At 73.2% G+C, this 21,467-nt stretch carries 14 protein-coding genes and 1 tRNA gene; 10 read left to right on the top strand and 5 right to left on the bottom strand.

What is annotated here, in order from left to right; genetic code table 11:
• Positions 1-22 precede the first annotated feature (22 nt).
• Positions 23-547: a GNAT family N-acetyltransferase gene (locus tag ACFY0P_RS33755; RefSeq protein WP_388921800.1), complete on the top strand. Its 525-nt coding sequence runs from the start codon at positions 23-25 to the stop codon at positions 545-547.
• Here the strand turns inward: ACFY0P_RS33755 and ACFY0P_RS33750 are convergent.
• On the bottom strand, positions 544-1,947 hold the full coding sequence (locus ACFY0P_RS33750; protein WP_388921797.1) for a M1 family metallopeptidase: 1,404 nt from the start codon (positions 1,945-1,947) through the stop codon (positions 544-546). The genes ACFY0P_RS33755 and ACFY0P_RS33750 overlap by 4 nt on opposite strands.
• 36 nt (positions 1,948-1,983) lie before the next feature.
• Between ACFY0P_RS33750 and ACFY0P_RS33745 the strand changes: the two genes are divergently transcribed.
• Together ACFY0P_RS33745 and ACFY0P_RS33740 are read left to right on the top strand one after the other, a co-directional pair.
• A complete protein-coding gene (locus tag ACFY0P_RS33745; protein ID WP_388921794.1) occupies positions 1,984-2,484 on the top strand; it encodes a hypothetical protein in 501 nt (166 codons plus the stop codon).
• Positions 2,485-2,631: 147 nt separating this feature from the next.
• Positions 2,632-7,830 carry a hypothetical protein gene (locus tag ACFY0P_RS33740; RefSeq protein WP_388921791.1) on the top strand — a complete coding sequence of 1,733 codons (5,199 nt, stop codon included), beginning with the start codon at positions 2,632-2,634 and terminating at the stop codon, positions 7,828-7,830.
• Between the two features lie 117 nt (positions 7,831-7,947).
• On the opposite strand, the gene ACFY0P_RS33735 is transcribed toward ACFY0P_RS33740, so the two are convergent.
• On the bottom strand, positions 7,948-8,634 hold the full coding sequence (locus ACFY0P_RS33735) for a pentapeptide repeat-containing protein (RefSeq protein ID WP_388921788.1): 687 nt from the start codon (positions 8,632-8,634) through the stop codon (positions 7,948-7,950).
• A gap of 151 nt (positions 8,635-8,785) precedes the next feature.
• Here ACFY0P_RS33735 and ACFY0P_RS33730 point away from each other — a divergent pair, with 151 nt between their 5' ends.
• The 4 genes from ACFY0P_RS33730 (at position 8,786) to ACFY0P_RS33715 (ending at position 15,272) form a co-directional block, all read left to right on the top strand.
• Positions 8,786-9,766 (top strand): zinc-binding dehydrogenase, encoded by a 981-nt coding sequence (locus ACFY0P_RS33730; protein WP_388921785.1) that lies wholly within the window; start codon positions 8,786-8,788, stop codon positions 9,764-9,766.
• Positions 9,767-9,850: 84 nt separating this feature from the next.
• Positions 9,851-10,507, top strand: coding sequence for a rhomboid-like protein (locus tag ACFY0P_RS33725; RefSeq protein WP_388921782.1), 657 nt, complete (start codon positions 9,851-9,853; stop codon positions 10,505-10,507).
• A 9-nt stretch (positions 10,508-10,516) separates the two neighbouring features.
• Positions 10,517-11,923, top strand: a complete 1,407-nt coding sequence (locus ACFY0P_RS33720; RefSeq protein WP_388921779.1) for an NAD(P)/FAD-dependent oxidoreductase — start codon at positions 10,517-10,519, stop codon at positions 11,921-11,923.
• Positions 11,924-12,020: 97 nt separating this feature from the next.
• Positions 12,021-15,272, top strand: a complete 3,252-nt coding sequence (locus ACFY0P_RS33715) for a Tat pathway signal protein (RefSeq protein WP_388921776.1) — start codon at positions 12,021-12,023, stop codon at positions 15,270-15,272.
• Positions 15,273-15,352: 80 nt separating this feature from the next.
• Here ACFY0P_RS33715 and ACFY0P_RS33710 read toward each other — a convergent pair.
• Positions 15,353-15,426: transfer RNA gene (locus tag ACFY0P_RS33710), tRNA-Thr, on the bottom strand.
• Between the two features lie 229 nt (positions 15,427-15,655).
• On the opposite strand from ACFY0P_RS33710, the gene ACFY0P_RS33705 reads away from it, so the two are divergent.
• From ACFY0P_RS33705 to ACFY0P_RS33695, 3 genes are all read left to right on the top strand, one after another.
• Positions 15,656-16,792 (top strand): ABC transporter ATP-binding protein, encoded by a 1,137-nt coding sequence (locus ACFY0P_RS33705; protein WP_388921773.1) that lies wholly within the window; start codon positions 15,656-15,658, stop codon positions 16,790-16,792.
• A 224-nt stretch (positions 16,793-17,016) separates the two neighbouring features.
• The gene (locus ACFY0P_RS33700) at positions 17,017-17,478 is read left to right on the top strand and encodes a hypothetical protein (RefSeq protein WP_388921770.1); all 462 of its coding nucleotides are present in this window, start codon (positions 17,017-17,019) and stop codon (positions 17,476-17,478) included.
• A gap of 85 nt (positions 17,479-17,563) precedes the next feature.
• Entirely contained in the window at positions 17,564-18,295 is a 732-nt protein-coding gene (locus ACFY0P_RS33695; RefSeq protein WP_388921767.1) for an NDP-sugar synthase, read from the top strand.
• 396 nt (positions 18,296-18,691) lie between these two features.
• Here the strand turns inward: ACFY0P_RS33695 and ACFY0P_RS33690 are convergent, their stop codons facing one another.
• Both ACFY0P_RS33690 and rlmB read right to left on the bottom strand, forming a co-directional pair.
• Positions 18,692-20,365, bottom strand: coding sequence for a DoxX family membrane protein (locus ACFY0P_RS33690; protein WP_388921764.1), 1,674 nt, complete (start codon positions 20,363-20,365; stop codon positions 18,692-18,694).
• Positions 20,366-20,482: 117 nt separating this feature from the next.
• Positions 20,483-21,424 carry a 23S rRNA (guanosine(2251)-2'-O)-methyltransferase RlmB gene (gene rlmB / locus ACFY0P_RS33685; RefSeq protein ID WP_388921761.1) on the bottom strand — a complete coding sequence of 314 codons (942 nt, stop codon included), beginning with the start codon at positions 21,422-21,424 and terminating at the stop codon, positions 20,483-20,485.
• Between the last annotated feature and the right edge of the window lie 43 nt (positions 21,425-21,467).

Below are 21,467 nucleotides of genomic sequence, written 5' to 3'. Positions count from 1 at the left end.
GACGGCCGGATAGGTTGCCGACATGATCCTCGCCCCCGTCCCCCTCACCCCCGACCACGACATCCCGGCGCCGGTTCTCACCGAGCTCACCGGCCTGTACGCCTCCAACCGGGAGTTCCACGCGCTCAGCGGTGACTTCCCGGACCCGGACGACATCCGGCCGGAGCAGGTGGCCGCGGCGCTGGCCGGCGAGCTGGCGAACCCGGACGTGGAGGTGCTGCTCGCGCGGGCCGAGGGGCGGCTGGTCGGGGTGGTCGTCACCTTGGCCCGGCACCCCGATCCGGCCGACCCGGACCCGTGGATCGGGCTGTTGATGGTGGACGCGCAGGCGCAGGGGGCGGGGTACGGACGGCGGATCGCGGAGGAGGTCGAGCGGCGGTTCCGGGCGGCGGGGCGGGACGCCGTGCGCCTCGCCGTGCTGGAGAACAACCCGAAGGGGCTCGCCTTCTGGACCGCCCTCGGGTACGAGGTGATCGGCCGTCGTCCGGACCGGCGGCACGGCCGACCGTGTGCCGTGCTGCGGAAGGAGCTGGGGACAGGTGCCTAGGGGCGGGGCGGCTTCCCGTCGCCGTACAGCCAGTCCTTCCAGATCGCGGTGAAGTCCTTCCCGGGCGCCGTCTTCTCCACGTACGCCGTGAACTCCGCCGTGTCCGCGTTGCCGTGGCGGTGGGCGGCGGCCCAGCCCTGGATGATGTCGTAGAAGGTGTCGTCGCCGACCTGCCGGCGGATCTTCTGGAGGACCATCGCGCCGCGGTCGTAGACGGGCCGGTCGGAGATGTGCGCGGCGCTCGACGGCTCGGCGGGCGGGAACGCCCACAGGTCGCTGTCCGCGGAGCCCGCGTAGAGCCTGTCGAAGGTCTGCTGGGCGGTCCGGCCGCCGTGGTCCTCGGACCACAGCCACTCGGCGTAGGTCGCGAAACCCTCGTTGAGCCACATGTCCCGCCAGGTCCGCGGGGTGACGGAGTCGCCGTACCACTGGTGGGCGAGTTCGTGGACGAGGGTGGCGGTGTCCGGGGCGCCGGGGAAGACCGGGCGGGTCTGGGTCTCCAGGGCGTAGCCCGCGTCGTCCGGGCGGTCGACGACGGCCCCGGTGGAGGAGAACGGGTACGGGCCGAAGTTGTACGCCTCCCACTCCATGATCTCGGGGAGCTTCGCCAGCACCCCACGGCTCGCCTCCACCTGGGTGGGGTCGACGGCCGTGTACACCGGCAGGCCGTCGGGGAGGGTGGAGCGGGTGATCGTGTAGTGGCCCACCGCGACCGTGGCGACGTAGCTCGCCATCGGTTCGGCGCTGTGCCAGGCGAAGGTCGTACGGCCGTTCTTCGTCGTCTCGCTCTTCAACACCCCGTTGGAGACCGCCTGGAGGCCCTTCGGGACGGTGACCGTGATGTCGTACGACGCCTTGTCGGAGGGGTGGTCGTCACCGGGGAACCAGGCCATGGAGCCGACGGGCTCGCCGAGGGCCAGCGCGCCGTCGGCGGTGCGCAGCCAGCCCTCCTCGGAGCCGTCGGGGTCGGTGAGCGTCTCGGGGCGGCCCGAGTAGCGCACGGTGGTGGCGAAGGTCTCCCCCTTGGTCAGGTCGTCGTGCGGGCGGACGGTCAGCTCCTGGCCGGCGCGGTTCCAGCGGGCCTGCCTGCCCTCGACGGTGACGTCGTCGACGTCCAGGCCCTTCAGGTCGAGGTCGAAGGCGGTCAGGTCCTGGGTGGCCCGGGCGGTGATGACGGCGGTGCCGGTGAGGCGGCGGGTGCCGGGGTCGTAGGCGAGGGTGAGGCCGTAGTGGCCGACGTCGTAGCCGCCGTTGCCCGCCTTCGGGAAGTACGGGTCGCGGACGCCCGCGCCGCCCGGGGCGCCGTGGACGCCGCCGTCGCACGCGGCCAGCACGAGGCAGAGCAGCGCGGACGGCAGCACGAGCGAGGACCGGGGCACGCTCGTGATCGATCGGGGCACGCTCGTGATCGTAGGACGCCGTGACACCATCGGCATGTGCTCGACATCGGCTACGCCCTCTCCAACCGCTTCCCGGACCCGCCCCAGACGGACTACCGGCGCGTGGACGTCCACGCGCTGCGCCACGACCTGTTCTGCGGGGACGTCTACCTCGCGGACACCAAGGCGGACCGGGAACTGTCCACAGCCTGGGGATGGGTGCCGGTGCTCGACTTCGCGTGGGCGCTGTGCGACATCGTGGAGCGGATCGACCGCGACCCGGCGGGGTCCCGGGCCGCCCGGCCCCAGCACGCGGAGCTCGACTTCACCGAGTCCACCGACCGCATGCTCTTCGAGCGCCGCTTCGGGTGGGTGGACATCGAGGCGGACTGGATGCCGGCAGAGGAGCCACCCCTCACCTTCTCCCACGCCGAACTGCGCCGGGAGGCACGGGACTTCCTGCACGACCTGATCGCCGACCTCACCGACATGCACGAGGGGCTGGCGGACAATCCGGCGATCTGGACGCTCCAGGCCCGTTTCCCGAGGGTGTCGTAGCCTGCCCGGCACCTCTCCGGCCTTCCCGTGCGGTTGAACGACCTCCGGATGTACGGCAGTTGACCGGCCCCCGAGGCGGAAGTGACAAGTGCGGCGGGAGTCGGCGGAAGGCGTTCCGGCGGTCCCGGCCGCGCCTACGTTGACTCCGTGCGGACGCAGCGACAGGCAGGCGACAGCGGACAGGACGCCTCTCCCGAGGCCACCCGGACACCGGCCGCCGCCACGCCCATCGGCTCCACGAAGCCCGCCGGCTCCACCACGGCCGTCGGGCCCACGGAACACGCGATGCTCGCCCTCCAGGGGAAGGCGGGGAACGCGCGCACCACGCTGGCGCTGCGGGACGCGAAGGGCAAGGGCGTCGCGCGGCCCCCGGCGGTACGCGCCCGGCCGGTGGCGCCCGTGGCCCCCGTCGAGGAGGAACGCACCGACCCCGGCCTCGTGCTGCCCCCGTACCTGATGGACTTCCAGGCCGCCGGGCTCTCCACGGCCTACGGGCTGACCGGGCACGAGTTCGTCCGGAACGCGGTGGCCGCCGTCGTCGGGCACGGCGACGGCACGGTCGCCGAGATCGGCGCCGAGCTCGCCGGACGCCCCGAGTCGTTCTACGGGCAGGGCCGCGCCTTCGCCGTCAAGGGCAGGACCGGCAAGGAGTGGTACGACGTCACCGTCACCGTCTCCCGCGCCCCCGACGACCGGCCGCCCGTCTTCCACCCGGGGGACCTGCTCGCGAACACCGTGCCGGACCCGGACGGGGCGCCGCTCGCCGCGGTGGACGAGGCCGAGGGCAAGGACACCAAGGTCGACGTCCAGCACAACACCGCCGCCACCGTCGCGACCACCGCGAGCGGGAGTTCCAGCAAGGGCGCCGGCGGCATGGCCTTCGGGCTCGCGCCCGTCGTACCGGGGCTGTGGCTGGGCGGCGCCGGCCTGGTGAACGCGCAGCCCTGGCAGTCCTCACGGGAGTCCCGCGGCCAGCGCAACGTGGCCGAACCGCGGGTGCTGCGCAGTGAGAAGGGCTCGGTCGAGGCTCCGCGCAAGGTGCGGTACGGCGTACGGGTCAAGAAGCAGGGCGCCCAGCACACACAGACCTTCCACGGCTCGGGCGCCCTCACCCAGCGCGTGCCCACCGAACACCTGGTCCCGGCCGGCACCCAGGCGCCCGCCGCTCCGCGGGCCGTCGACGCGGACACCGCCCGGCGCGTCTCGCTCGCCGACTCCATGGCCCCGGTCGCCGTCACCGACATCGCCGCCCCGCACCAGGGCGGCGGCGGGCTCTTCGACACGGTCGCCGCCGTCCTGCACCCCTCCCTCACCGCCCCCGGCGCCCCCGGCCGCTCCCGCCTCTACGAGGCCACCTCCACCCCGACCGTCCTGGAGGACATGCCCCGGCTGCTGCGCGACGGCGTCACCGGCGAGGACCTCGCCTCCAAGGACGGCAGCAGCGTGGGCAGTTACCGCCTGCACGCCGAGATCACCGGCATGTCCCCCGCCTGGGGCACCGGCGGGACCCAACTGCGCACCCACCAGCAGACCCAGCACACGGTCACCGAGAGCGCGGGCAAGGGGCGCGCCCTCACCGGCGGCCTGGGCCCGGCCATCGGCGTCGGAGCGGTCGGCAACGCCGCCGTGCTGCGGGGTACGGCCATGCCGGTCGCGGGGGCCCGCAAGGCGCGGTTCACCGTGGCCGAGCAGACCGTCTCCAGCCGCCAGGGCGCGGAGGTGCGCGGCGACAAGGTGCTCTACCTCGCGACCGTCCGGTTCACCGCGGAGGGCACGGGGCCGCGCTCGGCCGGGATGATCCTGCGCCCCGGGACCCGGGTCGCCCGGCACTCGATGCGGGTGTGGATGAGCCTGCGGGCCGACGAGGCGCGGTCGCTCGGGCTGCCGCTGCCGCCCGGCGTCGAGGCCGGGGAGTTCATCGAGAAGCCGAAGCGGACCGACGAGAACGGCCAGGAGGCCGACGTCGAGCGGCACCTCCCGTTCGGCGCCATGGGCTCCAGCGTCACCCTCAGCCAGCTCGACACCGGGCCCATGGTGCGGGCCGTGCAGGAGCTGTTCGCGACCGATCCCCGGCTGGCCGGCTACCTGCCCGCCTTCGGTACGGCCGCGGTGACCTCGACGCCGGGCAAGGAGGAGGCCGCGCTCCAGCGGCGCAACCACCGCGAGCTGATGGCCGCCCTGTCCGAGACCAACCTGCGGGTCAACAAGGACCAGCTGACCACGACCGGCATCCGGGTGCGGCTGCGCCGCAAGACCACCCTGCACTCCCACGACGTGCAGATCCGCGTCCGCGGCCAGCTCCGCGAGACCGGCTACCTCGGCGACACCGACGACTGGCTGGTCCGCAGCCACTCCGGTGTCACCGGCACCACCCAGAGCGGGCGCGGCAGTTCGCGCTCGATCGGCGGTCTGGTGCTCGGGCAGGCCAGGATCGTCCCCGGCGTCCTGACCGGCTCGGCCCGCTACGAGAGGCACAGCACCGGCACCCGCCGCAACCAGGCCGGTCCGACCACCCGCACCGACGTCCTCACCAACGGCTCCGAGAAGGCCGCCACCTTCGGGGCGGCCCTGCGCCTCGACGTCGACGTCACCATGACCTCCCGGCAGCGCAAGCTCGGCCGCGCCCTCACCCCCGGCTCTCCCGGCCAGGACACGCCCGAGGCGAAGCGGCTGGCGGGACTGCACCTGGACGAGCAGGACGTACGGCTGGTCACGCCGACCGAGTTCACCCTCGACGACGAGGGCAAGCGGCGGCAGGACGCGGTGGGCGAGCGGCGCCGGGCGCAGGCCCCGCGGCCCGAGCACGCCGTCACCGCCGAGGGCATCGGCGACCTGGCCGGCCTCGTGCCCCGGCCGTCGGCCGGGCAGCCGCTGCGGGACTGGCAGCTGGTGGAGACGGTCGGCGACGGCCAGGCCGTCCGGGACCTCGCCTTCCAGCTGCTGTCCAAGGCCGCCGCCCGCAACAAGGGCGTCCGCGAGGATCCCGCGCTGCAGACCGAGGGGCTCGCGCCGCGGGCGGCGATCGAGGAGCGGTTCGGACCGCAGGCCATCACGGCGTCGCTGCGGCAGGCCGCGTCCTCCGGGTGGGTGGTGAAGAACCTGCGCTATCCGCGCCGGCTCGCCGCGCTGAACGGGGCCGTCGGCACCCGGCTCACGCTGACCAACCCGAAGTTCCTGCACCAGGGCGCGGGTCCCGGCACGGAGACCTTCGTGCTCGGCGGTCACCAGGCGGCCGGCCAGGAGGGGCAGGGCACCACCAGCACGTGGCAGTTCGGCGCCACCGGCTCGGAGAACGACGCCGAGTGGCGGCTGGGCCAGGGCCTGTCCGGGAACCGCACCACGAGCCGGGGCGACGCCCGGTCCGCGGCCCTGTCCGGCACGGTCGAGCGCAACGCCCACACCCCGAAGAAGGCGCCGCTCTACCTGGTCCAGTGCGACCTGCTCGTCACCATGGTCGCCGAGGTCAAGGTCACCGGCGGCGGCCCCTACGTGGCGACGGCCGCCCGCACCCTGCCGGCCGAGGCGGCGGTGTGGCTGACGGAGGCGCAGCTGCCGGCGTCCATCCGCCGGCAGCTGAAGCTCGACCCCGAACCCGCCCTGATGACCCGGCCGCTGCCCCGGCAGCCGGGGCAGCGGCCGGCGGAGAGCTCCCGGGCGGCCGAGAGCTCCCGGGCGGGCGCCGAACGCGAGGGCCGGGAAGGGCGCCGCGCCGCGGACACGGCGGCCGGGTCGAGCACGTCCGCGTCGCCGCGCCCCACCGGTCCGTCCTTCGGCCGCGCGCTGCCCCTCGGCTTCGGCATGGTCGAGAACCTGCCGAACTTCGTGCCGCTGCTGGCCCGGCTGCGCACCCGTCTCGCGGAGAGCGGACAGCAGAGCCTCGCCGACGACCTGCTGCCCCGGCGGCAACTGGCCGACCGCAACGACAACGTCCAACGCCTGCTGCGCGTCCTGGACCGCGACGGCAGCGCGGGACTGCTGTCCGGCGCGATGGACGGCGGGGTCACCGTCGAGCTGTTCGACGGCCGCAGGGCCCCGTACTGGGCGGTGTTCAAGGTCAACCGGCTCGCCGACGGCGCCTACGACGGTGCGGCGGACGACGGCCGGGACATGGAGTACATCACCGCGGCCGTCGCCCAGCAGGCCGCCACCCACGACGAGGGCGTGTCGACCGGCCTGGAGGGGATCTTCGCCGGCTCCGGCAAACCGGACGGCGGGGCCGGGCAGCTGAAGAGCACGGGCGGTGCGGCGGGGCTCGGCGTCGGCTCGGGCGGCTCGCGGCGCTCCGGCACGGCGAGCCGCGGGCAGCTCGGCATGAAGACGGTCGCGGAGGCGAAGACCGCGAAGTCGTCGAAGATGCGGGTGCCGATCGAGGCGACCCTCGCACTGCACCGCGGCGACCGCCGGCTGGCGCTGGTCTCGCTGGGCCGCCAGGCGCTGACCCACCGCGTCCTGGACAAGGACCTCGCCGCCCTCGGCCGGCTGGCCGTACCCCGCCACCAGCCGGTGGCCCCGGCTCCCGGCCCGGGTGACGGCCGCCCGGCCGCGCTCGGCACCTGGCGCTCCGGCGGTCTGCGGCTGCCGATGGAGGCGCAGGTGAACGGCTTCCAAGGGGCACCGCAGGTACGGGAACTGGTCAGCTCCGCGGTCCGGGAGGCGGGTGGCGGCGACCGCTTCCGGTCCAAGGGCCAGGCCGCCGCGTACACCCTGCAGGAGGCCGTCTCCACCGAGTGGCTGATCGCGGCGCTGCCGCTGCTGACCTCGGCCGGGGCGGAGCTGCCGCCGGTGCACGCCACCGGGGTGGAGGGCCAGGACCTGCGGGCGTCCGTGCACGCGCGGCTGCGGGACGGCCGGGTGCTGGGCGTCGGCGACAAGATGACCTTCGAGACGGTGGGGCAGAGCGACCTGGACGCACCCCGGCCCACCCAGACGGACGGCCTGAGCTCCGCCGACCACGGCAGGGCGGCGCGCGGCCTCGCGGGCGCGGGGCTGCTCAACGCCGACGAGTTCCGCCTCAACCAGCTGATGGGCAACGCCGGCGGCGCGGGCGGCGCGGCCGACGCGGCGGTGAACGCGTCCGGTTCGATGCCGCTGCACAAGCCCAAGGCCGCTTCGGTCCTGGTGCAGTTCACGCTGGACGTGCGGGTGGTGGCGAGGGTGACCAACCGCGTCCGCTCCGGCCGTACCGGCACCGCCGTACGGGAACTGACCCTGCCCAGGCCGGTGGTGGTCCGCATGCCGGAACCCGCGGTCCGCCGCGTGCTTGCTGCGCAGCCGGACCGGCTCCAGGATCCGGACGACCATCTGGGCCTGCGGAAGGCGGCCGCACCCGTGCCTCCGGCGAGCTGAGAGCTTTCGGCGGTTCGCCTGCTGCGGCCGGTGGGGGCTGGTCGCGCAGTTCCTCCCCCAGCCTTCGGCCGGGGGTACCCCCAGCGCCCCTTGGGGGCGCGTTGTCCCGGGGGTTGGTCAATCCTCCACGCGGATCCCCAGCTGCGCCGCCAGCACCGGTGCCAGATCCAGCAGCTGGGACATGCTGATCACCGCTCCGGCCAGCCGCTCCACCCCGGTCGCGATCTCCAGGGACGCGGCGCCCCGCAGATCGACGTCCTTCATCGTCACCCCCCTGAAGTCGGCCCCCTTCACCGTGCAGCCGGTGAACTCCACCCGCTCCAGCACGGCGTTGCCGAAGTCCGGTTCCACCAGGACGCAGCCCTCGAAGACCACGTCCCTGAGCTTCGCCGTGCGCAGGTTGAGGTAGTCGATCTTGCCGCCGCGGATCACCACGCGCTCCAGGACGGAACCGTGCAACTGGGTGCCGCCCAGCCGGGCGTCGACCAGCTCGACATCGCGCAGGGTCGCCTCGGCCAGATCAGTGCCGACGCCCCTTATCCCGGTGAGGACCGTGTCCAGCACGCGCGCGTGCCGCAGCCCCGTCTCGTCGAAGGCGCAGTCCGTCAGCGCGCAGTCCATGAAGCGGGCGCCCGCCCCGTCCTGCCCGGCGAAGTCCGCCTCCCGGAACGCCTGCCCGTCGTAGTCCCCGTCCGGCTCCAGCTCACCACCGCCCCAGGCCTCCAGCTCGGGCAACCGCACCTCCGGCCGCCGCGCCCCCTTCACCCTGCCCCCACCGGTCCCGCCTGCCACTGTCCTCGCCATGCCCCCATGGTGCAGGTCCCCACTGACAATCGCGGCGACCCGCAGGGACAGAAGCACCCCGCCACTTGACCTCAAGCGCGCTCGAGGTCGAAGAGTCGAGTGCGTCGATGAGCCCGACCGCCGGATCAGCCGGCACCTGGGGGGAGTCCCTGTGCACGCCATCGTTCTGCACGCCTTCGGACCTGCCGAGAACCTCGTCCACGAGGAGGTCGAAGACCCGCTGCCGCGCCCGGGCCAGGTGCGGATCGCCGTCGCCGCGGCCGGGGTCCACCTGCTCGACACGTCGCTGCGGCAGGGCCACCAGGGCCCGGCGCCCCGGCCGACCGTACTGCCGACGATCCCCGGCCGCGAGGTCGCCGGGACGGTCGAGGCACTCGGCGACGGCGTCGACGGGCTGTGGCTCGGACGGCGCGTGGTCGCCCACCTCGGCTTCGCGCCCGGAGGCTACGCCGAGCTGGCGGTCACCGAGGTCGAACGGCTGCACGAGATCCCGGAGAACCTCGGCTTCCCCGAGGCCGTCGCCATGATCGGGACAGGCCGTACGGCTCTCGGCATCCTGCAGTTCGCCGAGCCGGGGCCGGAGTCGGTGGTCCTCGTCCCGGCGGCCGCCGGCGGCATCGGCACGCTGCTCGTCCAGGCCGCCAAGCACGCGGGCGCCACCGTGATCGGCCTCGCGGGCGGCCCCGAGAAGGCAGAGCGGGTCCGCGCCGAAGGAGCCGACCTCGCCCTCGACTACACCGACCCCGGCTGGCCCGACCGGGTCCGCGCCCGGTACGGGAGTGTCACCGTCGTCCTCGACGGCGTCGGCGGCGAGGTCGCCCGGGAGGCGGTCGCCCTGCTCGGCGCGGGGGGCCGGCACCTCGTCTTCGGCTGGTCGGCGGAGGGCATCGCGGGCGGCGGCCACGTCGTGGAGGGGCTGTCGGAGTTCCTCCTCGGCCCCGCGATGCTCCGCAGGACCGGCGGCCCCGACCCGCTCCGCACCCTCGAACTCCGCGCCCTCGCCGAGGCCGCCCACGGCCGGCTGCGGCCCGCCGTGACGCGCTTCCCGCTGGCCGAGGCGGCCACCGCACACCGCGCCCTGGAGACCAGGGCGACCATCGGCAAGGTGGTCCTGGAACCGCCGCGCCCCTGAGAGCGACCCCCGGCCCATCGGGTGATCAGCTCATCCGGAATGTCAATCACACACCCGACGTTGCGGTCGTGCATGAATCGCCTCATGGGATTTTTCCGGGGAGTCGGCGACAGGGTGTGGGCGTACGTCCGCAGCGCCCCCGGTACGTACATCTGGCTGGCGATTCTCTTCGTGACGACCGTCGCGCTGCACCACATGTCATCGGAGTTCGAGCAGCAGTTCCTGCGGCAGCGGTCCACCAACATCCGGGAGCTGTCGGACAACCCGGTGCGGGTGCTGGTCGCCAGCGCGATGTGGATCGACGGCGGGCACTGGGTGCCGTACGCCTTCCTCTACACCGTCTTCCACGCGCCGGCGGAGCGCTGGCTGGGTACCGTCCGCTGGCTCGCGGTGTGCGTGGCCGCGCACGTCCTGGCCACCCTGATCAGCGAGGGCGCGCTGCTGAAGGGGATCCACGACGGCATCGCCCCGCACTCCGCGGTCAACACCCTGGACATCGGGGTGAGTTACGCGCTGGCCGGGGTGATCGCGGTGCTGGCGTACCGGATCGTGACGCCCTGGCGGTATCCGTACCTCGCGGCCGTCCTGCTGGTCTACGGGCTGCCGCTGACCGAGTCGCCCACCTTCACCGACCTCGGGCACTTCGTCGCCGCGCTGATCGGTCTCGGCTGCTATCCGCTGGTCAGAGGGCGCGGAAAAGCATGGAATCCGAAGGAGACACTGACCGCCCTCAAGGGTTAGCGTCCGGTCATGAGCAGCTCGGCAAGCAGTGTCGTCAACGGCGGCATCTCCTTCTGGTACGCGCACGACGGCCTCCCGGCGGTACGGGAGCCGCTCGCCGGTGACGCCTCGGCGGACGTGGTGATCGTGGGCGGCGGCTACACCGGCCTGTGGACCGCGTACTACCTGAAGAAGGCCGCCCCCTTTCTCCGGATCACCCTCCTTGAGCAGAAGTTCTGCGGCTACGGCGGCTCCGGCCGCAACGGCGGCTGGCTCTACAACGGCATCGCGGGCCGCGACCGGTACGCCGCCCTGCACGGCCACGAGGCCGCCGTACGCCTGCAGAAGGCCATGAACGAGACCGTCGACGAGGTCGTGGCGGTCGCCGCGGCCGAGGGGATCGACGCCGACCTGCACAAGGGCGGGGTGCTGGAGGTCGCCACCACCCCGGCCCAGCTGGCCCGTCTGAAGGCCTTCCACGAGCACGAGCTGTCGTACGGCGAGAAGGACCGCGAGCTGTACGGCGCCGGGGAGACCCGGGAGCGGATCCGCGTCGCCGACGCGGTGGGCGGCACCTGGACCCCGCACGGCGCCCGGCTGCACCCGGTGAAGCTGGTGAAGGGGCTGGTGGCGGCCGTAGCAGCACTCGGCGTGGACATCCACGAGTCCACCCCGGTGACCGAGATCCGCCCCAAGCACGCCGTCACCCCGTACGGCACGGTCCGCGCTCCCTACATCCTGCGCTGCACCGAGGGCTTCACCGCGAACCTCAAGGGCCAGAAGCGCACCTGGCTGCCGATGAACTCCTCGATGATCGCCACCGCGCCGCTGACGGCGGAGCAGTGGGCGTCGGTGGGCTGGGAGGGCCGGGAGACCCTGGGCGACATGGCGCACGCCTACATGTACGCGCAGCGCACGGCCGACGGGCGGATCGCGCTCGGCGGGCGCGGGGTGCCGTACCGGTTCGGGTCGCGGACGGACAACGACGGCCGCACGCAGGACGCGACGATCGAGGCGCTGCGGGAGATCCTCGTGCGGTTCTTCCCGTCCCTGGCGGGCGTCGCGGTCGAGCACGCCTGGTCCGGGGTGCTCGGGGTGCCGCGGGACTGGTGCGCGACCGTCACCCTGGACCGTTCGACGGGGCTCGGCTGGGCGGGCGGCTACGTCGGCTCCGGGGTCGCCACCACCAACCTGGCGGCCCGGACCCTCCGGGACCTCGTCCGGCTCGACTCCGGGCAGGCCGGGCGCACCGACCTGACCGAGCTGCCGTGGGTGAACCACAAGGTCCGCAAGTGGGAGCCGGAGCCCTTCCGCTGGCTCGGCGTCCAGGGCATGTACGCCACCTACCGCGCCGCCGACCAGCGCGAACGGCTCCACCCGAGCACCGACTCGTCCCGGCTGGCCCGGGTCGCGGACCGGGTGGCGGGGCGGCACTGAGGTCACGCCCCGCGCGGGCGCCCCTGGAAACCCGTTGAGGCTGTGTCACACCTGTGTGCGACCATCGCCCCAACATTCGTGTTCCAGGGGGGAATTGATGGCGCATCCCGTGCTCGGCACCGGTTTCGGCACGACGGCGAGACCCGGGCGGCTCACCGCCGTGACGGTCCTCGTCGTGTCCCTGCTCACCTCGCTGCTCACCCTCGCCGGCGCCGGGTCCGCCCGCGCCGACGACCCGGTGTGCGCGCCGCTGGCCCTCGCGCCCTTCGGCGACCCCGGGGACGCCGTCGGCAGGGCGACCGTCCCGGCCCAGGAGAGCGCCTGCTTCACCGTGACCGCCCCGGCGGCGGGCCGGTACCTGGTGTCGCTGGAGGACAGCCACCACGAGGCGTACACCCGGATGTCCGCCGCCGACGGCACCCAGGTCGACTGCTACGACGAGGAGTTCTCCGAGCAGGGCCGCTGCCAGGTGCCGTCGGCCGGCACGTACACCGTCACGGTCGTCAACAGCGGCTGGGCCGACCCGGAGGACACCCAGGTCACCGTCGTCCCGCTCGACTCGGCGACCCCGGGATGCTTCGGCTCCGTCGGCACCGGCTGGGACCAGCCGCTCGCCACGCGCACCAGCGTGACCCCGATCGAGGTCGACTGCCAGCCCTTCACCGGGCGGCCCGGCGACCGCATCCGCCTCACCGCCGCCACCTCGGTCTACGGCACCGTCACCGCGTGGCTCACCGACACGACCGGCGCCCGCGTCTGCCCGCACTTCCCGGAGGACGGCGAGGACAGCTGCGTGCTGCCCGGCAGCGGCCCCTACCGGGTGCTCTCCCAGGTGACGTACTCGGAGAACGGCTTCCCGGCCGGGTACTCGGTCGCGGCCCGCCGCCTGAACGACCCCCAGGGCTGCACCACCGCCCCGGTCCGCCCGTACGGCGCCCTGGACGCGCAGGACCTCACCGTCGGCGGCTGCTACACCTTCACCACCGACAAGGCCGGCCCCTACACCGTCCACTACGTGAACGAGGACCGCGGCACCGGACCGGTCCAGGTCTACGGCACGGACGGCAGGACCGTGTGCCGCACCGACACCGACCCGTGCCGGGTGCCCGCGGCCGGCACCTACACCGCGATCCCCGAGGGCACCGCCCGGCAGGGGCTGGTCGTCCTCGACCGCGCCTCCGACGCGGGCTGCGTGCCGACCGGGTACGGCACGCACCAGGGCGAGCTGACCACGGCCGGCCAGTACGACTGCCTGACGCTGCCCGCCCCGCAGAACGCCCGGGTCGCCGCCCTCACCCCGCTCGGCTCCGCCGGCGTCGACACCGACGTGGAGGTCGTCGACCGGGACGGCACCGCCCAGTGCACCGGCCAGGAGATCTCGGACGGCGACTGCGCGCTCACCGGCACCGCGCCCTACCGCGCGCTCGTGCACACCGAGGACCAGGCCGAGGGCGCGACCGGCCCCTACACCGTCGCCCTGGTCCGCACCGACGCCCCCGAGGGCTGCCCGGTGCTGCCCGCCGGCAGCTTCACGGCCGACGGCGCGAAGGCCGCCTTCGCCACCGGCGACGGTGTCTTCTCGCAGTGCCTGAGCATCCCGGCGGAGGCCCACACCGGCGCCGAGCTCCTCCAGCTGATCGCCACCTCCGGCGCCGTGCCGGCGAAGTTCTCGGTCCTGGACGCCACCGGCAAGAAGGTCTGCGACCACACCGCCACCACCAACGGCTGGAGCGTCTGCTCCCTCACCCCGGGCAAGGCCCACACCGTGCTGGTCACCGGCCGGGACGCGGCGGCGACCTACACGCTGACCCGCCGGGACGTCACCGCGACCGCGGCCTCGGCGGGCTGCACGCCGACCGCGGCGGCCAAGGTCGGCGGCCCCTCCGTGAAGGGCGTCTCCGACGTGCCCGGCACGGTCGACTGCATCCAGGTCACCACCCCCGCCGCCACCGACGTCGTCCACGTCAACGTGCGGGACGCACTGGGCACGGCGAACATCGCGGTGCTCGGCGGCGACGGCCGGACCGAGTGCTCCTTCCGCAACAGCCCCTGCGCGGTCACGGGCTCCACCACCCACCAGGTCCTGGTGCAGACCCCGGTCTCGCTGAAGGCCTCCCCCGAGTACCACCTGGACGCCCTGCGCATCGCGACCGCCGACGGCCCCGCACCGGAGTGCACCAGGGTCCCGTCGGTGTCGTACGGCTACGGCCCGGTCACCGGCACCCTCGACGAGGCGCACAGCGCCGTCTGCGCGGTGCTGCCGACCGCCGGCTTCGACCGCTTCTCGGCCGACATCGAGGACACCACCGGCGCGACCGCCACGGCCGTGCCGACGCTGTACAACCCGGCGTCCTGGCGCAACGGCTGCACCCGCTACATCGGCTCGGACGGCGAGGGCTACGACTGCGCCGTGCTCGGCTCGTCCTCCGGAGCCACCCCGACGGTGTTCGTGCTCAGCCTGCCCGAGGCCGCGTCCAGCACCGCGTACAGCGCCCGGCTGGCCTGCTCGTCCACCCTCTGCGGCCCCGACAAGGTGAGCGTCACGGGGCTCGGCCCGGCCACCGGCGTGAGCGGCACCAAGGTCAAGGTGACGGTCACCGGCACCGCGCTGGGCCCGAACACCGAGGTACGGCTGAGCCTCTCCGGCAAGACCGTCTCCGCGAAGGCCGACTCGGTCGCCGCCGACAACCGGTCCGTGACCGCCACCCTGGACCTGACCGGCGCGGCGGCCGGCACCTGGAACGTCAGCGTGTACACCACGTGCTGCGAGTACCCGCGCGGCACCTTCACGGTGACCCCGCCCCAGCTGGCGAACACGGCCGCACCCAGGATCACCGGCACCGCCAAGGTCGGCGCCGAGGTCACGGCCACGACCGGGAGCTGGTCGGCGGCCCCGGGCTCCTACACGTACCAGTGGAAGGCCGACGGCAAGGCGATCCCCGGGGCGACCGCCGCGTCGTACACCGTCCCGGCGGCCCTGCTCGCCAAGAAGCTCACCGTGACGGTGACGGCCGTGAGGAGCGGCTGGGACAGCGGGTCGGCGACCTCGGCCGCGGTGACGGTCGCGAAGGGGGACGCGCCGAAGGCGACCAAGGCGCCCACCGTCAGCGGCACGGCGAAGGTCGGGCGGAAGCTGACGGCGGCGCACGGCACTTGGAGCCCGGCGGCGACCTCCTACACGTACCAGTGGTACGCGAACGGCAAGGCGATCAGCGGTGCCACCAAGTCCACGCTGACCCTGAAGTCGGCCCAGAAGGGCAAGAAGGTCACCGTGAAGGTCACGGCCCACCGCACGGGCCACAAGGACGGCACGGCGACCAGCAAGCCGACGAAGACGGTCACCGGCTGACCTGCCCCCGCCCCGACAGCCGACGGCCCCCGCGATCACGGATCGCGGGGGCCGTCACGTCTGTCCGCCGGCAGGAACAGAGCCCCCTGTCGGATTCGAACCGACGACCTTCGCTTTACAAGAGCGGCGCTCTGACCAGCTGAGCTAAGGAGGCGTGCGCGCACCGGGGGTGCGTGCCAGTGCAGTGTACCCAGGTGCCGGGCGGGGCCCGTCGAAAATTTCCGCGAAGTTCACAGGGCTCCAGGTACTGACATACAGGGTGAACGCCAGGTACCGTCCTGATCCAGTTCACTCGTGTGGACTACCCGAGTGGACTACACCAACCACCTTCCTACAACGGATCGTCCGGCACGTTCCTGCCGGTAGAAGGGGGCCTCTGAGCCATGGCCACTGTCACGTTCGACAAGGCGACCCGGATCTACCCGGGCTCCACCAAGCCCGCCGTCGACGGCCTCGACATCGCGATCGAGGACGGCGAGTTCCTCGTCCTGGTCGGCCCGTCGGGTTGCGGCAAGTCCACCTCCCTGCGGATGCTCGCGGGCCTGGAGGACGTCAACGCCGGCGCCATCCGCATCGGTGACCGCGACGTCACGCACCTGCCGCCGAAGGACCGGGACATCGCCATGGTGTTCCAGAACTACGCGCTCTACCCGCACATGAGCGTCGCCGACAACATGGGCTTCGCGCTCAAGATCGCCGGCGTCAACAAGGCGGAGATCCGGCAGAAGGTCGAGGAGGCCGCGAAGATCCTCGACCTCACCGAGTACCTGGACCGCAAGCCGAAGGCGCTCTCCGGTGGTCAGCGCCAGCGTGTCGCGATGGGCCGCGCCATCGTCCGTGAGCCGCAGGTCTTCCTCATGGACGAGCCGCTGTCCAACCTGGACGCCAAGCTCCGCGTCTCGACCCGTACGCAGATCGCGTCGCTCCAGCGCCGCCTCGGCATCACCACCGTCTACGTCACCCACGACCAGGTCGAGGCCATGACGATGGGCGACCGGGTCGCGGTCCTCAAGGACGGTCTGCTCCAGCAGGTCGACTCGCCGCGCAACATGTACGACCGCCCGGCCAACCTCTTCGTCGCCGGCTTCATCGGCTCCCCCGCCATGAACCTGGTCGAGGTCCCGATCACCGACGGCGGCGTGAAGTTCGGCAACAGCGTCGTCCCGGTCAACCGCGAGGCGCTCAAGGCCGCCAGCGACAAGGGCGACCGCACGGTCACCGTCGGCGTCCGTCCCGAGCACTTCGACGTCGTCGAGCACAACGGCGAGGCCGCCTCCGCCCTGTCCAAGGACAGCGAGGACGCCCCGGCCGGTCTCGCGGTCTCCGTGAACGTCGTCGAGGAACTCGGCGCCGACGGCTACGTCTACGGCAGCGCCAAGGTCGGCGACGACCTCAAGGACCTGGTCGTCCGCGTCAGCGGCCGCGCGGTCCCGGAGAAGGGCGCCACGCTGCACGTCGTGCCGCGGCCGGGCGAGACCCACGTGTTCTCGACGTCCACGGGCGAGCGGCTCTCCGACTGAGCGATCAACCAGAGAAACCTCTGACCAGGGTGAATCCACCCAGGTTGACGGAAAGGGCCCCGCGGCCTGCAGCGGGGCCCTTTCCGTTGCCCCGATTTACCCCGGCAAGCGGGTGGTTTTCGAGCGGTGTGCGTCAACCCCCTACCCGAAAACCGGCACTTCTCCGTCCCCCGAACCGGTGACTAAATGTCGCCAAATCATTACCGCACGCTACCCTCACACGCGTGAAGCACTCCACCACCCCACAGACACGACGCGGCCACCGGGGCGGCCCTGCCCGCCGGATCGGCCGCACCCTCGCCCTTGTCCTGCCCGTCGTCCTGGTGCTCTCCGGGACCCTCGCGGTCACCCGCGTCAACTGGACCGGGTCCCCGCGGAGCTCGGTGCTCACCGCGACCGACGTGACCGACGCGCACGTCTCCTCCAAGGCCGCCTCCCAGGCCCCGCAGGACGTGCTGCGCGAGCAGCTGATGACCGAGCTCCAGGACAAGAACCCGGGCCAGGTCCTCACCCACCTCCAGCAGGCGGTCAACGGCCACCCGTCGCTGGCGAAGCACTGCACGTCCATCGCCCGTGCGCTGGGCCGGGCCGCGGTGCGGATGTACGGCGCCTCGCGCGCCCAGTCGTACGCCCGCCCGGTCTGCGACACGTCCTTCGCGTCGGGTGTGCTGGCCGCGCACAGCTGAAGGCAGGTCGGTAAGCAGGTAACGGCTCCTTAAGGGGACCCATCCGGCGGGAAGCCGCACCAGGGGCGCGTCGTACAGTTCGGGCATGACCCATCCGAACGCCGCGTTGCGCCCCACTCAAGCCGTGGTCCTGGCCGGTGGCCAGGGCTCACGGCTTCGTCCGTACACCGACGACCGGCCCAAGCCCATGGTCGAGATCCCGGGTACGGGCACGCCGATCATCGGCCACCAGCTGACCTGGCTCGCCGAGGAGGGCGTCACCGACGTGGTGGTCTCCTGCGGCCATCTCGCCGAGGTCCTGCAGAAGTGGCTGGCGACGGCCGACCTGCCGCTCTCCGTCACCACGGTGGTGGAGACCGAGCCGCTGGGCCGAGGCGGCGGCCTCAAGTACGCGGCCGCGCACCTTCCCCACTCCGACCGGCCCTGGTACGCCACGAACGGCGACATCTGGACGCGGTTCTCGCTGCGCGACATGGCCGACTTCCACACGGAGCGGGACGCGGTGGCGACGCTGGCGCTGGCGCGTCCGCGGATCCCCTGGGGCGCCGTGCAGACCGACGGCTTCGGTCACATCACGGACTTCATCGAGGCACCGCCGTCGACGTTCGAGATCAACGCCGGCGTCTACGTCTTCTCTCCCGAGTTCGCCGCGATGCTGCCGGAGCGGGGGGACCACGAGCGCACCACGTTCCCGCACCTGGCACGGAGCCGGCAGCTGGCCGGGTTCCCGATCCCGCAGGGGGCGTACTGGCGGGCGATCGACACCGCGAAGGACCTGACGGAGGCGGCGAAGGAACTGGCCGCGCTGGGGCGGTAGGCCGAGGGGGGTGGCGGCGGCCGGTTCGTCGGCTGCGGCTGGGTGGGGGCTGGTCGCGCAGTTCCCCGCGCCCCCTGCCCGGCGGGGGGCGAAGCGCCGTCGTCCACTGCGGGTCCATCGTGGCTTGTCGCGCAGTTCCCCGCGCCCCTTACGGGGCGCTGTCGAACCGCGACGGACTTCACCGACCCCGCAGCAGACGACGCCGCACCGCCAACCAACCCCCACCCACCAGCAGACGACGACGTCGCTTCGCCCCCCAAAGGGGCGCGGGGAACTGCGCGACCAGCCACGACGGTGCCGCAGACGGCAGACGGGACATCGCGGCCCTTCGGGACGCCTGGTACGCCGCAGCCCCGCGCCTGTGAAGCGCGGGGCTGCGTCGGTGTGCGGTGGCTGTCAGCCGAGGAGGCCGCCCACCAGGCCCGGCTGGCCGGAGGAGGAGGCGCCGCCGGAGGCTCCGGAGCCGGTGCCGGTGCCGCCGCCGGTGGTGGAGGAGGTGCCGCCGGTCGCGGTGCCGCCCGAGGTCGGGCCCGCCGTGGTCGGCGCCGGTGCGGTGTGCTGGGGCGGGGCCTGGCCCGTGGTGCCCTGGGTCTCGCTGGGGGTCGTGGTGGTGGCGCCGCTCGTGGTGCGGTCGGCGCCCGGGGTGGTCGCCGCCTGCGAAGGGCTCGCGGTGGCGCCCCCGGAGGGAGCCGTGGAGGCCGACGGAGCCTTCTGCCGGGACTTGGCCGACTCGCCGGGGAGCGGGGAGCCGGGGAGGTTGTTGCGGGGCGCATCGCCGGGGCCGGGGACGACCACGCGGCTGGAGTCGCGCACCGCGCCGCCCAGGAGCGAGCCGACCAGGAGGGTGAGGCCGATGGTGACGGCCGTGATCAGGGCGCCACGGCGCAGTACGTAGGCGCGCAGCTCCCAGATGTCGGAGTGGGGGCCGAGCCGTCGCCAGGCGCTGCCCGCGAGGCGGCCGTCCACGGAGTAGACGGGGGCGCCCGCGATGATCAGCGGGGACCAGGCGGCGAGGTAGATGATGTCGGGGGCGTCGTAGGCGGGGACGGTCTTCCAGCTGACGGTGACGATGAGCGCGGCGGAGAGCAGCGCGCCGACGACCGCGGCGACCCGCTGCCAGCAGCCGAGGACGGTCAGGACGCCGACGATCACCTGGAAGAAGGCGATCACCAGGCCGGAGCCGACCGGGTGCTGGAGGGCGAACTGGCGCAGCGGCTCGGCGACCTCCCAGGGGTGCAGCGTGTTGAGCCAGGTGACCATGGAGCCGCGCTTGCCGCCGTCGAAGTAGACGGGGTCGCAGAGCTTGCCCATGCCGGCGTAGATGGAGATGAAGCCGAGGAAGATGCGGAGGGGGAGGAGGACCACGCCCAGGTTCATCCGGCGGCCGGGGTAGTAGGCGTGCCGGGCCGGGTCGCCGTCGCCGGCCCGCCGGGCCGACTGCGGTTCGTCGAAGTCCTCGAACTCGTCGTCGCCGTAGGGCGGTTCGTCGTAGGCCGCGTCGCCGTAGGTCAGGTCGTCGTAGGCGCTGCCCACCGACGGCATGTTCGGGAGCAGTCGGTTCTCGCCGGAGGCAGGGGAGCGCGGGTGACCGACCAACGGCGTCTCGACGGTCTGTTCGAGGGCGCCGTAGCGGTCGTCGACACGCGGGATGACCTGGGTCGCGCCTGCCGGTTCGGCGGGCTCCTCGACGTGCCGGACGCTGCCGCCCCGGACGGCCTGGAGCAGCCGGTGGGCCCCGGTGTCGTCGGGCGCGGACTTGCCGCTCCACACGACCGGGCGGCGCCGGCCCGGGGCCGCCCCCGCTCTGCCCGCCGTGCCGACGACCGGGATCCGCGCGGTGTCCTCGGTGGCGCTCAAGTGCCGTGCGACCCGGGGGGATTGGGTACGCCGTGTCGATACGCCCAGCTGCACGCGGAAACTCGCGTGGTTGACGATGACCTGCGCCGGATCGCTCGGCACCTTCACCATGCTCAGCGCGGGAGCGTCGTCGAGCCCGGAATCGAATCCGGAGCGGAATCCCGACGAGCGGTCCCCCGTGGGCGTGCGGGGTGTTCTGGTGTCCACACTCATCTAACCGAGTGACGTGGAGTTAGGACACTGCTTTGACCGGCCGGATGTGTCCGGACCCCGTCAAGGATGTCCTGGACGCCGGAATTGACCCGCACAGGTGAGGTTACGGACGTTTGTTCACCCGCGTCGGCGCGCCGCCTCGTACAGCACGATCCCCGCCGCCACACCCGCGTTGAGCGACTCGGCACCACCCGGCATCGGGATCCGGACCCGGAAGTCACAGGTCTCGCCGACCAGCCGGGACAGGCCCTTGCCCTCGCTGCCGACGACGATGACGACGGGGCCGCCCAGAGCCTCCAGGTCGCCGATCTCGTGCTCGCCGTCCGCGGCGAGGCCGACGACCACGATGCCGGCCTTCTTGTACGACTCCAGGGCCCGGGTCAGGTTCGTGGCCCGGGCCACGGGCGTGCGGGCCGCCGTACCGGCCGACGTCTTCCAGGCGCCGGCGGTCATACCGGCCGCGCGGCGCTCGGGCACGACCACCCCGTGGCCGCCGAAGGCGGAGACCGAGCGGACGACCGCGCCGAGGTTGCGCGGGTCGGTGACCCCGTCGAGGGCGACGATCAGCGGGTCCTCGCCGTCGTCGTAGGCCGCCTCGGCCAGGTCCTCGGGGTGCGCGTACTCGTACGGCGGGACCTGGAGCACCAGGCCCTGGTGGTTGAGGCCGTTCGTCATGCGGTCCAGCTCGGGGCGCGGGGCCTCCATGAGGTTGATGCCGCCGCGCTCGGCCGCGAGCTGGAGGGCCTCGCGGACCCGCTCGTCGTTGTCGATGAACTGCTGGACGTAGAGGGTGGAGGCCGGCACGCCCTCGCGCAGCGCCTCGACGACCGGGTTGCGGCCGACGACCATCTCGGACGTGCCCTTGCCGCCCCGGCCACGCGCCGCCGGACGGCGCTGCGTCTGCTTGGCCTTGGCCGTGGCGATGCGGTTCTTCTTGTGCCCCTTGCGCATCTCGGCGGGCGGGGTCGGCCCCTTGCCCTCCAGGCCCCGGCGCCGCTGGCCGCCACTGCCGACCTGCGCGCCCTTCTTGCCGGACATGCGGCGGTTGTTGGCTGCCATGAGTTACCCGTCTCCGTGAGCTTCGTTTCGTACGTACGTCTTA

The organism is Streptomyces sp. NPDC001714, from assembly GCF_042892755.1.
Taxonomy (GTDB): domain Bacteria; phylum Actinomycetota; class Actinomycetes; order Streptomycetales; family Streptomycetaceae; genus Streptomyces.
The sequence above is the reverse complement of the archived record's forward strand: the minus strand, read 5'-3'. Positions and strand labels throughout refer to the sequence as shown.

Excerpts from the sequence above, each read along its gene's own strand:
- ACFY0P_RS33705 (WP_388921773.1), top strand. The coding sequence starts at position 15,656 with ATGGCCACTGTCACGTTCGACAAGGCGACCCGGATCTACCCGGGCTCC.
- ACFY0P_RS33720 (WP_388921779.1), top strand. The coding sequence starts at position 10,517 with ATGAGCAGCTCGGCAAGCAGTGTCGTCAACGGCGGCATCTCCTTCTGG.
- ACFY0P_RS33755 (WP_388921800.1), top strand. The coding sequence starts at position 23 with ATGATCCTCGCCCCCGTCCCCCTCACCCCCGACCACGACATCCCGGCG.
- ACFY0P_RS33725 (WP_388921782.1), top strand. The coding sequence starts at position 9,851 with ATGGGATTTTTCCGGGGAGTCGGCGACAGGGTGTGGGCGTACGTCCGC.
- ACFY0P_RS33695 (WP_388921767.1), top strand. The coding sequence starts at position 17,564 with ATGACCCATCCGAACGCCGCGTTGCGCCCCACTCAAGCCGTGGTCCTG.
- ACFY0P_RS33715 (WP_388921776.1), top strand. The coding sequence starts at position 12,021 with ATGGCGCATCCCGTGCTCGGCACCGGTTTCGGCACGACGGCGAGACCC.
- ACFY0P_RS33735 (WP_388921788.1), bottom strand. The coding sequence starts at position 8,634 with ATGGCGAGGACAGTGGCAGGCGGGACCGGTGGGGGCAGGGTGAAGGGG.
- rlmB (WP_388921761.1), bottom strand. The coding sequence starts at position 21,424 with ATGGCAGCCAACAACCGCCGCATGTCCGGCAAGAAGGGCGCGCAGGTC.
- ACFY0P_RS33690 (WP_388921764.1), bottom strand. The coding sequence starts at position 20,365 with ATGAGTGTGGACACCAGAACACCCCGCACGCCCACGGGGGACCGCTCG.